Here is a 13446-nt window from a genome sequence, read left to right as displayed (position 1 = left end):
CCGACATAGGCGGCATCGGCGGAGTCTAAGCGAGTCTCCGCGCATGGAACAACGCTCAGCATGGCACTGGGGTTCCTGCTCCGGCCACTGTGCTCGCCGTGACCGGGCCGTCACGTCCCGAACAGGTCCTGTTGTCCGTTTCCCGCAGTGTGCGAGCCCGGCGGGGTGAGGCCGAGATGCGCCCACGCCGCCGGGGTGGCGACCCGGCCGCGCGGGGTACGGGCGAGCAGTCCCTCCCGCACGAGGAAGGGTTCGGCGACTTCCTCGACCGTCTCGCGCTCCTCCCCCACCGCGACGGCGAGCGTGGACAGGCCGACCGGGCCGCCGCCGAACAGCTTCAGCAGGGCCTCCAGGACGCCGCGGTCGAGCCGGTCCAGGCCGCGCTCGTCGACCTCGTAGACGGCGAGTGCGGCCGCGGCGATGTCCCTCGTGATGATCCCGTCGGCCTTGACCTGGGCGTAGTCGCGGACCCGGCGCAGCAGGCGGTTGGCGATACGGGGCGTGCCACGGGAGCGGCCGGCGATCTCGGCGGCGCCGTCGGCCTCGACCTCGAGGTCGAGGAGGTTCGCGGAGCGGTGGATGACGCGCTCCAGCTCGGCGGGCTCGTAGAACTCCATGTGCGCGGTGAAGCCGAAGCGGTCGCGCAGCGGGGGCGGCAGCAGGCCCGCGCGCGTGGTGGCGCCGACGAGGGTGAACGGGGGCAGTTCGAGCGGGATGGCGGTGGCGCCCGGCCCCTTGCCGACGATGACGTCGACGCGGAAGTCCTCCATCGCCATGTACAGCATCTCCTCGGCCGGCCGGGACATGCGGTGGATCTCGTCGAGGAAGAGGACCTCGCCCTCCTGGAGGGAGGAGAGGATCGCGGCGAGATCGCCGGCGTGCTGGATGGCGGGGCCGCTGGTGATGCGGATGGGGGCGCCCATCTCGGCCGCGATGATCATCGAGAGGGTCGTCTTGCCGAGACCGGGGGCACCGGAGAGCAGCACATGGTCGGCGGTGGCGCCACGCGCGCGTGCGGCACGCAGCACGAGGTCGAGCTGTTCGCGGACCTTCTCCTGGCCGATGAACTCGCCCAGGTCCTTCGGGCGCAGCGCGGCCTCGACGGCCTGGTCCTCACGGTCGGCGGACGCACCGACGAGCCGCTCGGGGGCGGGGGTGTCGGTGGTGTCGTCCCAGTTCATGGAGTGTGCCTCGCGGTCGCGGTCGCGGTCGGGTGGATCGTACGAGGATCAAGGCGTCCCCGGTGCGGCGCCTCGGCGGCCTTCCGGGGCGCGCTCGGTTCAGCGGGCTCTGTTCAGGGTCTGAAGCGCGGCCTTCAGCAGCTGCCCCACCTGGGGCGTGCCGTCGGCGGCCTCGGCCTGCGGAGCCACCGCGGCGACCGCCTCGTCGGCCTCGCGCGTCGCGTACCCGAGGCCGATCAGGGCGGCGTGCAGCTGGTCGCGCCAGCCCTGGGTGACCGGGGCGCCCACCGCAGGCGCGCCGATGGGCTCGCCCAGGCGGTCCTTCAGCTCCAGGAGCAGCTTCTGGGCGCCCTTCTTGCCGATGCCGGGGACGGCGGTGAGCGACTTCTCGTCCGCGGTCGCGACGGCTCGGCGCAGCGCGTCGGGCGAGTGCACCGCCAGCATGGCCTGGGCCAGGCGCGGGCCCACTCCGCTCGCGGTCTGGAGCAGCTCGAACGTCTGCCGTTCGTCGTCGTCCGCGAAGCCGTACAGCGTGAGGGAGTCCTCGCGGACCACCAGCGAGGTGTGCAGCTTCGCGGGCTTGCCCAGGCGCAGGGTGGACAGGGTGTTCGGCGTGCACTGGACGGCCATGCCGACTCCGCCCACCTCGACGACCGCGGCGTCCGGAGCGAGTGCGGCCACTTGGCCACTGACGAAGGCGATCATGCCGTACGGCCTTTCGGTGCTTTGGCTGTGTGCAGGGCGACGGCCTGCTGGAGTCGGTTCTGCGCGGGGGCACGCCAGATGTGGCAGATGGCGAGCGCGAGCGCGTCGGCGGCGTCGGCCGGCTTGGGCGGGGCGCTGAGCCGCAGCAGGCGGGTGACCATGGCACCGACCTGTGCCTTGTCGGCGCGGCCGCTGCCGGTGACGGCGGCCTTGACCTCGCTGGGGGTGTGCAGCGCGACGGGGATGCCGCGGCGGGCGGCACAGAGCATGGCGACGGCGCTGGCCTGGGCGGTGCCCATGACCGTCCGGACGTTGTGCTGGCTGAACACCCGCTCCACGGCGACGAATTCGGGCCGGTGCTCGTCCAGCCACTGCTCGATGCCCTGCTCGACGGCGACGAGGCGGTGTCCCAACTCGGCGTCCGCGGGGGTGCGTACGACGCCGACGCCGAGCATGGTGAGCGGGCGTCCGGCGACGCCCTCGACCACGCCGACTCCGCATCGGGTCAGCCCCGGGTCCACCCCCAGTACGCGCACCCGCGCACCCTCCCTTCGATCGCCTGTTTGTGCAGGCTATCGGGTGCCACCGACAACGCCGGTCAACAGCGCCCGGCAAAGCGACGGGCCGACGGGTGTGTCCCGTCGGCCCGTTGAGCCCGTGCAGCTCCCGGCAGCGTTACGCGTCGACCTTCTCCATGATCTCGTCGCTGACATCGAAGTTGGCGAAGACGTTCTGCACGTCGTCGCTGTCCTCGAGCGCGTCGATCAGCTTGAAGATCTTCTTGGCGCCGTCCTCGTCCAGCTCGACCTGGACGGAGGGCACGAAGCTGGAGTCGGCGGAGTCGTAGTCGATGCCGGCGTCCTGGAGGGCGGTGCGGACCGCGACCAGGTCGGTGGCCTCGCTGATGACCTCGAAGGATTCACCGAGGTCGTTGACCTCCTCGGCGCCGGCGTCCAGGACGGCGGTGAGGACGTCGTCCTCGGTCAGCTCGCCCTTGGGGACGATGACGACGCCCTTGCGGCTGAACATGTATGAAACGGACCCCGGGTCGGCCATGTTGCCGCCGTTGCGGGTCATGGCGACGCGGACGTCGGAGGCGGCGCGGTTGCGGTTGTCGGTGAGGCACTCGATGAGCACGGCGACGCCGTTCGGGCCGTAGCCCTCGTACATGATCGTCTCGTAGTCGGCGCCGCCGGCTTCGAGACCGCCGCCGCGCTTGACCGCGGAGTCGATGTTCTTGTTCGGGACCGACTGCTTCTTCGCCTTCTGGATGGCGTCGTAGAGCGTCGGGTTGCCCTCGATGTCAACGCCACCCATGCGGGCCGCGACCTCGATGTTCTTGATCAGCTTCGCGAAGAGCTTGCCGCGCTTGGCGTCGATCACGGCCTTCTTGTGCTTCGTCGTAGCCCATTTAGAGTGGCCGGACATCTGCCTGTCTCCTTCGCGTAACCCATCTATGAACGAACGGCAGAGATCCTACAAGGACTCGGCTGTCCGGTTCGCGCGCACCATGTCGACGAACAGGCCGTGCACGCGGTGGTCGCCGGTCAGTTCCGGGTGGAACGACGTGGCGAGCGCGTTGCCCTGGCGGACCGCGACGATGTGACCGTCGTGCTCGGCGAGGACTTCGGCCTCGGCGCCGACGGACTCGACCCAGGGGGCGCGGATGAACACGCCCTCCACAGGATCGCCCGGGACGCCCTGCACGTCGACCGCCGCCTCGAAGGACTCGTTCTGCCGTCCGAAGGCGTTGCGGCGCACGATCATGTCGATGCCGCCGATCGTCTCCTGGCCCGAACGCGGGTCGAGGATCTTGTCCGCGAGCATGATCATGCCGGCGCAGGTGCCGTAGACGGGCATGCCGTCCCGCACACGCGCGCGCAGGGGCTCCATCACGCCGAAGAGGACGGCCAGCTTGGAGATGGTCGTGGACTCGCCGCCGGGGATGACGAGGCCGTCCACCTCGGCGAGCTCTTCGGGGCGCCGCACCGGCCTGGCCACGGCGTCGGCCGCGGCCAGGGCGATGAGGTGCTCCCGTACGTCGCCCTGGAGGGCCAGGACGCCTATGACGGGGGTGTTGCTCATGGGATGTGGTGCCTTACCAGCCGCGGTTGGCGTAGCGCTCGGCCTCGGGGAGGGTGTCGCAGTTGATGCCGACCATGGCCTCGCCGAGGTTGCGGGACGCGTCCGCGATGATCTTCGGGTCGTCGAAGAAGGTGGTCGCCTTGACGATGGCGGCGGCGCGCTTGGCCGGGTCGCCGGACTTGAAGATGCCGGAGCCGACGAAGACGCCCTCGGCGCCGAGCTGGCGCATCAGCGCGGCGTCGGCCGGGGTGGCGACACCACCGGCGGAGAACAGCACCACCGGGAGCTTGCCGAGCTCGGAGACTTCCTTGACGAGCTCGTACGGGGCGCGCAGGTCCTTGGCGGCGGCGTACAGCTCGTTGTTGTCGAAGCCGCGCAGCTTGGCGATCTCGTTCTTGATCTGGCGCAGGTGGCGGACGGCCTCGACGACGTTGCCGGTGCCGGCCTCGCCCTTGGAGCGGATCATGGCCGCGCCCTCGGCGATGCGGCGCAGGGCCTCACCCAGGTTGGTGGCGCCACACACGAACGGGGTCGTGAAGGCGAACTTGTCGCTGTGGTTGACCTCGTCGGCCGGGGTGAGGACCTCGGACTCGTCGATGTAGTCGACGCCGAGGGACTGCAGGACCTGGGCCTCGACGAAGTGGCCGATGCGGGACTTGGCCATGACCGGGATGGAGACGGCATCGATGATGCCCTCGATCATGTCCGGGTCGGACATCCGGGCCACGCCGCCGTCCTTGCGGATGTCGGCGGGGACCCGCTCCAGGGCCATGACGGCGACGGCGCCCGCGTCCTCGGCGATCTTCGCCTGCTCCGGCGTGACGACGTCCATGATCACGCCGCCCTTGAGCTGCTCGGCCATGCCGCGCTTCACGCGTGCGGTGCCGGTCTCGGGGGCCTGGTTTTCGGAGATGGACACGGGTTGACCTCGCTGTGTGAAAGAGGGTTACTGCAAGCATCGAGGAAACGTGAGGTGTACGGGCCACTTCAAGGGCCAATGGTGAGGCGGTGGATCGTTTTGCCCGTCGGAGCGCGGCCCTGACCGTGCCCCATTAGTGTCCTTGCCATGGAACAGCGCATCAGCCTGGTCACGCTCGGCGTCCTTGATGTGGCGCGCTCCCGTGCCTTCTACGAGGCCCTGGGCTGGCGGGGCCAGGAGGTCGAGGAGACCGTCTTCTTCCAGGCCGGCGGGCTGGCCCTGGTGCTGTGGGGCCGCGACAAGCTGGCGCTGGACTGCGGGCTGACCGACCGCGCGGCGGGCACGCCAGGCGGCTTCGGCGGGATCGCCCTGGCCCACAACGTTCGCTCCGACGCCGAGGTCGACGAGCTGCTCGCGGTCGCGGAACGGGCGGGGGCGACCGTCACCAAGCCCGCGGCCACCAATGCCATCGGCTTCTACTCCGGCGCCTTCGTCGACCCCGACGGCCACGCCTGGGAGATCGCGCACAACCCCGGGTTCCCGCTCGCCGCCGACGGTTCCCTCACGCTCCCCGACTTCGGCGCGTCCTAGGCGGGCCGGTCCGCCAGGGCCGCCGGGGGCTCGTCGTCCATCTCGAACGCCAGCGGGAACGGGGCGTGGCCCGCCAGGCGGAACAGGCGGACCTTGCGGTGGCGCCGCAGCGCCCTGGCCGCCCGTACGGCGTCGTTGTGGAAGCGGCGGGCCATCGGTACCCGGCGGACCGCCTCCGTCAGCTCACGGGCCGCTTCCTCGCCCCCGGGCGCCTCCCGTACGGCCTCCACCTGCTGGGGCTCGGCGAACACGGCCCGCAGCGCCTGGGTCAGTTCGCTCTCGGCGACCTCCCGCTGCTCCTCCTCGGCCTGCCGGGCGGCATGTGCGGCCTCGTACAGAACGATCGACGCGGCCGGATCCAGCACCCCGGAGGTGGCCAGTTCCTGGGCCACCGAGGCGCGGCGCAGCAGCTGCGCGTCGAGTGCGGCGCGGGCCGCGTCGATCCTGGCGTGCAGCCGGTCCAGGCGACCTGCCGTCCAGCTCAGGTAGAGGCCGATCGCCACGAGGACTACGAGGATCCAGATCAGAGTTGCGGTCACGGGCGGCACACTAGCTCCGCGGGTTCAGCAGGGTGTCGTGCGGGGCGTCGGTGTTGGTGCGGGATGTCGGCGCGACCGTTGCCGGGGGCTGCCGCCCCCGGGCCCCCGCTTCGGCCCTGAAGGGCCTCGTCCTCAAACGCCGGACGGGCTGAAATGCCGGGTCCGGCGCCTGGAACAACTCGGAGCCCTCAGTCCCGCGCCAACCCCAGCCGAGCCCGCAGCCCGCCTGCGCCTCCGCTCCCGGTCCGCTCGTCCGCGGCCACCGCCGCCGCGCCCGCCGTCACCGTCTCGTACACCGACAGGATGTCCGCCCCGACGGTCGACCAGTCGAAGCGGCGTACGTGCACGCTCCCCCGCTTGCGCAGCTCGGCACGGCGGACCGGGTCCTCCAGGAGGCGTACCGCCGCCTCGGCCAGGTCGTCCGCGTCCTCGTTGGCGAAGAGTTCGCCCGCCGCGCCCTGGTCGAGGACCTGGGTGAAGGCATCCAGGTCCGAGGCCAGGACGGGAGCGCCGGCCGACAGCGCTTCGACCAGGATGATCCCGAAGCTCTCGCCGCCGGTGTTGGGAGCGACGTACAGGTCGACGCTGCGCAGGAAGCGGGCCTTGTCCTCGTCGCTGATCATGCCGAGGAACTCGACGCGGGGGCGGAGCTCGGCGGGCAGGGACTCCACCGCCTCCTCCTCGTCGCCGCGGCCCGCCACCAGGAGCCTGGTCTGCGGGCGGGCGGCGAGGATCTTCGGCAGGGCCCTCATCAGGACCGGCAGGCCCTTGCGGGGCTCGTCGATGCGGCCGATGAAGCCGATCGTGTCGCCCTGCCAGTCGGGGTTGGGCTCGGCCTTGGCGAAGAAGTCGACGTCGACGCCGTTGGGGATGACCACCGCGTCGCCGCCGAGGTGTTCTACCAGCGTGCGGCGGGCGTACTCGCTGACCGCGATCCGGGCACTGATCTTCTCCAGGGCCGCCTGGAGGATGGCGTACGCGGCGATCATCGCCCGCGAGCGCGGGTTGGACGTGTGGAAGGTGGCCACGATCGGGCCCTGGGCCGCCCAGCAGGCCAGCAGGCCGAGGGACGGCGATGTCGGCTCGTGGATGTGGATGACGTCGAAGGCGCCGTCGTGCAGCCAGCGGCGGACCCGGGCCGCCGAGAGGAAGCCGAAGTTCAGGCGGGCGACCGAGCCGTTGTACGGGACCGGCACGGCGCGGCCCGCCGAGACGACGTACGGCGGCAGCGGGGTGTCGTCGTCGGCCGGGGCCAGGACGGACACCTCGTGGCCGAGCCGGATGAAGTACTCGGCGACGTCGCGGATGTGGAACTGGACGCCACCCGGCACGTCCCAGGAGTACGGACAGACGATGCCGATCCTCACGGACGCTCTCCTGCCGGGCCGTCGGCCGGTCGTGGTTCCAGGTCGGCGAGCCACAGACGCTGCAGCATGTGCCAGTCCTCCGGATGTTCGGCGATCCCCGTGGCGAAGGCGTCGGCCAGCGCCTGTGTCATGACAGACGTCTTCTCGGCCCGGGTACCTGTCTCGGGTACCTCGATCGGGGGATGGACCCGCCCCTGCATGACCGGCGAGTCGTCGTACCAGAGCGTGACGGGAAGCAGCAGCGCCCCGGTCTGCTGGGCCAGCAGCGCCGGGCCGGCGGGCATCCGGGCCGTGTCGCCGAAGAAGTCGACCTCGACGCCGGACGCGGACAGGTCTCGGTCGGCGACCAGGCAGACCAGGCCGCCGTCGCGAAGCCTGCGGGCCAGCATGCCGAAGGCGGTGCCGCCGCTGTGCGGCAGGACCTCCATGCCGAGGCCCTCGCGGTAGGCGACGAAGCGGTCGTAGAGCGTCTCGGGCTTGAGGCGCTCGGCGACCGTCGTGAAGGGCGTTTCGAGGTTGGTGGTGACCCAGGCGCCGGCGAGGTCCCAGTTGGCCAGGTGCGGCAGCGCGAGTACCACGCCCTTGCCGGCGGCCAGGCCGTCGGTCAGGTAGTGGACGTCCTTGACGTCGAAGCCGCTCTTGACGCGTTCGGCGCTCCAGGCGGGCAGCCGGAAGGACTCCATCCAGTAGCGCAGGTACGACCGCATGCCCGCGCGCGAGAGCTCGGCGAGGCGCTCCGGGGTCGCGTCGGGCACCACGCGCGCGTAGTTGCTCTCCAGCCGCTGGACGCCCTTGCCCCGCTGCTTCCAGGCGAGGTCGGCGATGGTGCGGCCGAGCCGCACCGCCACCGGCTCGGGGAGCTTCTTGACGGTGCCCCAGCCGAGTCCGTACAGCGCGTCCGTGAGGCGGTCCTGGGCGCTCACTTGGCGGCCTCGCTCCCTTGGGACGCTCCCTGCGGCTTGTCCTGCGTGTCCGCGGCGGCCTCCGCCTCGGCGGACTCGCGACGGACGGTGACGACCCGCTGGATCAGCGTGACGAGGCTGCCGACGGCGACGATCCACAGGGCGACGGGCAGCAGGTACTGGATGCCCGGTACCCCGAACTTGTGCAGGCCGGCGAAGCCGGCCGCGACCAGCGAGATCACCAGGCGCTCGGCGCGCTCGACGAGGCCGTTGACGGCGACCGGCAGGCCGATCGACTCGCCGCGCGCCTTGGTGTACGACACCACCTGGCCGCTGGCCAGGCAGAAGATCGAGACGGCGCACAGGACGAGGTCGTCGCCCCCACCGGCGTACCAGAGGATGAAGCCGCCGAAGATCGCGCCGTCGGCGACCCGGTCGAGCGTGGAGTCCAGGAACGCGCCCCAGCGGCTGGAGCGGCCGAGCTGGCGGGCCATGTTGCCGTCGACGAGGTCGGAGAACACGAAGAGCGTGATCACGACCGTGCCCCAGAAGAACTCGCCCATGGGGTAGAAGACCAGCGCGCCCGCGACCACACCGGCGGTGCCGATGAGCGTGACCGTGTCCGGGCTGACGCCCCGCCGGATCAAAAACGCGGCGAACGGTGTGAGAACACGCGTGAAGAAAGCACGCGCGTACTTGTTCAGCATGGCCTTCCCGAGGGTCGGTGTGGCGCCGCGGCCCCTGCTGGCCGCCGGCTGGCCCATCGTAGCCACGCGCGCGTGCGAGCGACCGCCGGGCACTCGTACCCGGGTCCGGCGGGCAGGTCGACCCCCGGCGGATGGCGCGATCACGTCCGCCGTATGGACGCACCGTGACGGGAGTGGAAAGCTCGAAGGACCGCGGGCGTCACCGGAGCCGCATCGCACGCGGATCCGCATGTCCGCGCCCACAGTGACCTCACCGTGCACGGGAGGCAGGATCATGGGCGACAAGGCGAATGCACACCCCGGAGCCGCCGGCAGGGCTACAGCGGCCGACCACCCCGCGTCCGTACGGAATGTGGTACTGGTCGGCCACTCCGGATCGGGCAAGACCACCTTGGTGGAAGCTCTCGCACTCACAGCGGGGGCGGTGAACCGGGCGGGCCGCGTCGAGGACGGCGGCACCGTCTCGGACTACGACGAGATCGAGCACCGCCAGCAACGCTCGGTGCAGCTCTCCCTGGTGCCGGTCGAATGGGACGGCATCAAGGTCAACCTTCTGGACACCCCCGGATACGCCGACTTCGTCGGGGAGCTCAGGGCCGGTCTGCGAGCGGCGGACGCGGCCCTTTTCGTCGTCTCGGCCTCGGACGGCGTGGACGGCTCGACCCGCATGGTGTGGGAGGAATGCGCGGCGGTCGGCATGCCGCGCGCGATCGTCGTCACGCACCTGGAGTCCGCGCGGGCCGACTACGAGGAGATGACACGGATCTGCGCGGAGGCCTTCGGCGGGGAGGATCCCGACGCCGTGCTCCCGCTGTATCTGCCGCTGCACGGCCCGCAGGCCCCCGACGGGCACGCGCCCGTGACCGGACTGATCGGGCTGCTGTCGCAGCAGCTGTTCGACTACGCCTCCGGGGAGCGCAAGGAGTCCGAGCCCGGCGAGGACCAGCTGCCGCAGATCGAGGAGGCCCGCAACCGGCTGATCGAGGGGATCATCTCCGAGTCGGAGGACGAGACCCTGATGGACCGGTATCTCGGCGGCGAGCAGGTCGACGTCAAGACGCTGATCGAGGACCTGGAACGGGCCGTCGCACGCGGTGCCTTCCATCCCGTCCTGGCCGCTGCGCCCGCGACCGACGGCGCCCGGCAGGGGCTCGGCACGATCGAGGTGCTGGAGCTGATCACGCGCGGGTTCCCGACCCCACTGGAGCGGGAGGCGCCCGCGGTCACGACGGTCGACGGCAAACCGCGCGCGCTGAAGGTGTGCGACCCGGACGGGCCGCTGGTCGCGGAGGTCGTGAAGACCGCGTCCGACCCGTACGTCGGCCGGGTCTCGCTGGTGCGGGTCTTCTCCGGCACCCTGCGCCCCGACGTGACGGTGCACGTCTCCGGGCACGGCCTGGAGGACCGTGGTCACGAGGACCACGACGTCGACGAGCGGATCGGGGCCCTGTCGGCGCCGTTCGGCAAGCAGCAGCGCACGCTCAGCCACTGCATCGCCGGCGACCTCGCGTGCGTGGCGAAGCTGAGCCGCGCGGAGACCGGCGACACTCTGTCGGCCAAGGACGACCCGCTCCTGATGGAGCCCTGGCAGATGCCGGACCCGCTGCTGCCGCTCGCCATCCAGGCCCACAGCAAGGCGGACGAGGACAAGCTCTCGCAGGGCCTGTCCCGGCTGGTCGCCGAGGACCCGACCATGCGACTGGAACAGAACCAGGCCACCCACCAGGTGGTGCTGTGGTGTCTGGGCGAGGCGCACGCGGACGTCGCACTCGAACGGCTGCGCAGCCGGTACGGCGTCCAGGTCGACGTCGTACCGCACATGGTCTCCCTGCGGGAGACCTTCGCGGGCAAGTCGGCGGGCCGCGGCCGGCATGTGAAGCAGTCCGGCGGGCACGGCCAGTACGCGATCTGCGAGATCGAGGTGGAGCCCCTGCCGGGCGGTTCGGGCATCGAGTTCGTGGACAAGGTCGTCGGCGGCGCGGTGCCGCGGCAGTTCATCCCGTCGGTGGAGAAGGGCGTAAGGGCCCAGGCGGCCAAGGGAGTTGCGGCCGGCCATCCGCTCGTCGACGTCCGGATCACGCTGCTCGACGGCAAGGCGCACTCGGTGGACTCCTCCGACGCCGCGTTCCAGACGGCCGGCGCGCTCGCGCTGCGCGAGGCCGCGGCCGACGCGAAGATCCATCTGCTGGAGCCGGTGGCCGAGGTGTCCGTCCTGGTCGGTGACGACTACGTCGGCGCCGTGATGAGCGACCTGTCCGGGCGGCGCGGCCGTGTCCTCGGCACCGAGCAGACCAACGGCAGCCGCACGCTCATCAAGGCCGAGGTGCCCGAGATCGAGATCGGGCGCTACGCCGTCGATCTGCGCTCGCTGTCGCACGGCACCGCACGCTTCAACCGTGCGTACGCGCGGCACGAACCGATGCCGGCGCAGATCGCGGAAAGGATACGTGAAGAGGCGCGCGAAGCCTCGTAGTTGGCGCCCGGCGCCACCAAGTGGCCTGTGCGGAACACTCCCCTCCGCCTCGGCGGGCGGCTTCGGCCGTCCGCCGACGAATGTCAGTGGCGGAGGATACGCTGGTCATTGATCAACAGGTGTGCGAAGTACGGAAGTCGGGAAGGCCGCAGAAGCGACACTGCGGCGATCGGGGGCGGGAATGACCGTTGAGAGCGGTTACGCGGACATCTTCGGTCCGCAGGTGCCGCGCACGGCAGGTGAGGGCCAGACGGCGACGTTCGCGCTGGCCTCGGCGGCCTATCGGGACAATCCGTTCGAGGACATCAAGAAAGCCGACAACGAATGGCACAAGACGGACATCAAGGCGGGTCGCGGCTGGGCGAGGATCTTCCGACCCAACCTCGGTGAGGCCTTCTCACGGGCCGTGGTCGACCGGATGCTCGGCAGCGGCCGCAAGCCCCTGATCCAGTCCTTCGGCACCGAGCCGCAGGTCGTCGTCGAGCACTGTCTGGCCGCGAACAACATCCGCAAGGCGCGCGACCGGATGCTCACCGCCATCACCGTGATCTGCGGTGTGCTCTTCCTGCCCGGGCTCCTGGTGTGGCTGCTGGTCTTCACGCTGCGCACCACCATCGTCAAGCGGGACGAGAAGCGCGGCGGCGCCCTCGCCTCCGTGCTGCTCGTGGCGGTGGGCGCGCTCGCCGTGCTCTTCCTGCTGCGCGTGCCGTTCACCGGCTTCTGGGCCTTGTATGCGCGGGCCTCTGTCCTCATGCCCGTGGTCGGCTGGTTCTGGGCCAAGCAGGTCTGCGAGCGCACCGCGAGGGATCTGCGGGAGCGCTGGGACAGCCTGCTGGCCGGCAGCAGCGTCGGCGCCAAGGTGCCGGAGGCGGTGCCGACCAGCCCCACCGAGACCCAGGCCGAGCAGCTGCGCCAGTCCCTGGCCAAGCTGAGCGCCGAGCAGCAGTCCAACTCCGTGTTCTACGCCGGGCCCAAGGGGATACTCGGCATGGGCACACGCTGGGGCAGCTGGCAGCTGGCCGAGGACCTGGTGGCAGCGGACTCCACGCGGGAGATCCACCCGTTCCGCAGCTGGGACGTCATCCGCTCGATCCACGACCAGCTGCGCATGCTGGAGCGCGGTCCGCTGAACACCGGTGGTTTCCCCAAGCCTTCGATACGGCACTGGGTCGTCACGCCGATCGCGGAGGGCGCGAAGGCGGTGTCCCGCCCGGAGGGCACGGACGTCGAGGCGTTCCAGGTCAAGACGCACGCGATACAGGACATCTGCAACAAGCAGCAGTTCGGCAGCGGTGACCGGCACTACCTGGGCGTCCAGTGGACGCTCTGGGACGGGCAGTTGATCATCACCATGCTGATCACGGTGACCGTGCTGCACGAGACGTTGCGCATCGAGGTGACGGGTCATGCCCTCGGTCCGGTGAACGGGCTCTTCCAGGAGAAGCCCGAAGCGCCGACCAAGGAGGTCTCCAAGTCCTTCAAGCCATGGGAGACCCGCAAGGTCAAGCTTCCGCTGGTCAACCCCGACGAGGTGGTACGGCTGGCGGTGCGGGCCCCGATCTCCTGGTATCCGCCGCTGCTGAACTGGCTCGGCGGGACGATGGGGCTGCCGGAGCCGTTCGGACTGCGGCACGCGTGGGCGGACCAGCCGTGGCGGCACCGGTTCATGGCCGACGACGCCCTGCGCGCGGCCACGCCGGTGCTGCGGGTGGTGCATGCCGCGGCGATCAAGGTGCTGGCGGAGAACGGCGTGGACACCGAGAAGTTCGGTACGCGCTCGTCGTTCCTGAGCACGGCTGTGCAGGATCCGATGCCGCGGAAGGCGGACGTCTACGACGCGTAGGCCTCCGGCGGTCTTGCCGGGTGAGGTGGGGTGAGCCGGCTGAGGTGGGTCTGGGGGACCGGCCCTGGGGGCTGCGCCCCCAGACCCCCTTCGGCCTCGACGGCCTCGTCCTCAAACGCCGGACGGGCTGAATG

13 protein-coding genes are annotated in these 13446 nt (G+C 70.9%); 3 read left to right on the top strand and 10 right to left on the bottom strand.

Annotation, left to right across the window (positions count from 1 at the left end; translation table 11 throughout):
* Nucleotides 1–110 precede the first annotated feature (110 nt).
* The 6 genes from ruvB to pdxS all read right to left on the bottom strand — a co-directional run bounded on the left by ruvB (nt 111) and on the right by pdxS (nt 4833).
* A complete protein-coding gene (gene ruvB / locus ACFY5C_RS25605; RefSeq protein WP_389447836.1) occupies nt 111–1181 on the bottom strand; it encodes a Holliday junction branch migration DNA helicase RuvB in 1071 nt (356 codons plus the stop codon).
* Between the two features lie 99 nt (nt 1182–1280).
* Complete coding sequence (gene ruvA, locus ACFY5C_RS25600; protein WP_389447834.1) at nt 1281–1886, bottom strand: Holliday junction branch migration protein RuvA; 606 nt, start codon at nt 1884–1886, stop codon at nt 1281–1283.
* Nucleotides 1883–2422, bottom strand: coding sequence for a crossover junction endodeoxyribonuclease RuvC (gene ruvC / locus ACFY5C_RS25595; RefSeq protein ID WP_389447832.1), 540 nt, complete (start codon nt 2420–2422; stop codon nt 1883–1885). The genes ruvA and ruvC overlap by 4 nt, the downstream gene beginning before the upstream one ends.
* A gap of 139 nt (nt 2423–2561) precedes the next feature.
* On the bottom strand, nt 2562–3314 hold the full coding sequence (locus tag ACFY5C_RS25590) for a YebC/PmpR family DNA-binding transcriptional regulator (RefSeq protein WP_389447831.1): 753 nt from the start codon (nt 3312–3314) through the stop codon (nt 2562–2564).
* Nucleotides 3315–3362: 48 nt separating this feature from the next.
* Nucleotides 3363–3971: a pyridoxal 5'-phosphate synthase glutaminase subunit PdxT gene (gene pdxT / locus ACFY5C_RS25585; protein WP_389447829.1), complete on the bottom strand. Its 609-nt coding sequence runs from the start codon at nt 3969–3971 to the stop codon at nt 3363–3365.
* A 13-nt stretch (nt 3972–3984) separates the two neighbouring features.
* A complete protein-coding gene (gene pdxS, locus ACFY5C_RS25580) occupies nt 3985–4833 on the bottom strand; it encodes a pyridoxal 5'-phosphate synthase lyase subunit PdxS (protein WP_389448062.1) in 849 nt (282 codons plus the stop codon).
* Nucleotides 4834–5037: 204 nt separating this feature from the next.
* Between pdxS and ACFY5C_RS25575 the strand changes: the two genes are divergently transcribed.
* Nucleotides 5038–5481: a VOC family protein gene (locus tag ACFY5C_RS25575; RefSeq protein WP_389447827.1), complete on the top strand. Its 444-nt coding sequence runs from the start codon at nt 5038–5040 to the stop codon at nt 5479–5481.
* Here ACFY5C_RS25575 and ACFY5C_RS25570 read toward each other — a convergent pair.
* The 4 genes from ACFY5C_RS25570 to pgsA all read right to left on the bottom strand — a co-directional run bounded on the left by ACFY5C_RS25570 (nt 5478) and on the right by pgsA (nt 9053).
* Nucleotides 5478–6020, bottom strand: a complete 543-nt coding sequence (locus tag ACFY5C_RS25570) for a hypothetical protein (RefSeq protein WP_389447825.1) — start codon at nt 6018–6020, stop codon at nt 5478–5480. The genes ACFY5C_RS25575 and ACFY5C_RS25570 overlap by 4 nt on opposite strands.
* Nucleotides 6021–6208: 188 nt before the next feature.
* Nucleotides 6209–7387, bottom strand: coding sequence for a glycosyltransferase family 4 protein (locus ACFY5C_RS25565; RefSeq protein ID WP_389447823.1), 1179 nt, complete (start codon nt 7385–7387; stop codon nt 6209–6211).
* Nucleotides 7384–8310 carry a phosphatidylinositol mannoside acyltransferase gene (locus ACFY5C_RS25560; protein WP_389447821.1) on the bottom strand — a complete coding sequence of 309 codons (927 nt, stop codon included), beginning with the start codon at nt 8308–8310 and terminating at the stop codon, nt 7384–7386. The genes ACFY5C_RS25565 and ACFY5C_RS25560 overlap by 4 nt, the downstream gene beginning before the upstream one ends.
* Nucleotides 8307–9053: a phosphatidylinositol phosphate synthase gene (gene pgsA, locus ACFY5C_RS25555; protein ID WP_389448060.1), complete on the bottom strand. Its 747-nt coding sequence runs from the start codon at nt 9051–9053 to the stop codon at nt 8307–8309. Before pgsA ends, ACFY5C_RS25560 begins: the two co-directional genes overlap by 4 nt.
* A gap of 217 nt (nt 9054–9270) precedes the next feature.
* On the opposite strand from pgsA, the gene ACFY5C_RS25550 reads away from it, so the two are divergent.
* Together ACFY5C_RS25550 and ACFY5C_RS25545 are read left to right on the top strand one after the other, a co-directional pair.
* Nucleotides 9271–11469, top strand: a complete 2199-nt coding sequence (locus tag ACFY5C_RS25550; protein ID WP_389447819.1) for an elongation factor G-like protein EF-G2 — start codon at nt 9271–9273, stop codon at nt 11467–11469.
* Between the two features lie 181 nt (nt 11470–11650).
* Nucleotides 11651–13312, top strand: coding sequence for a hypothetical protein (locus ACFY5C_RS25545; protein WP_389447817.1), 1662 nt, complete (start codon nt 11651–11653; stop codon nt 13310–13312).
* Nucleotides 13313–13446 lie beyond the last annotated feature (134 nt).

Source organism: Streptomyces sp. NPDC012935 (genome assembly GCF_042900345.1).
Classification (GTDB): domain Bacteria; phylum Actinomycetota; class Actinomycetes; order Streptomycetales; family Streptomycetaceae; genus Streptomyces.
This window is presented reverse-complemented; position numbering and strand designations above follow the sequence as displayed.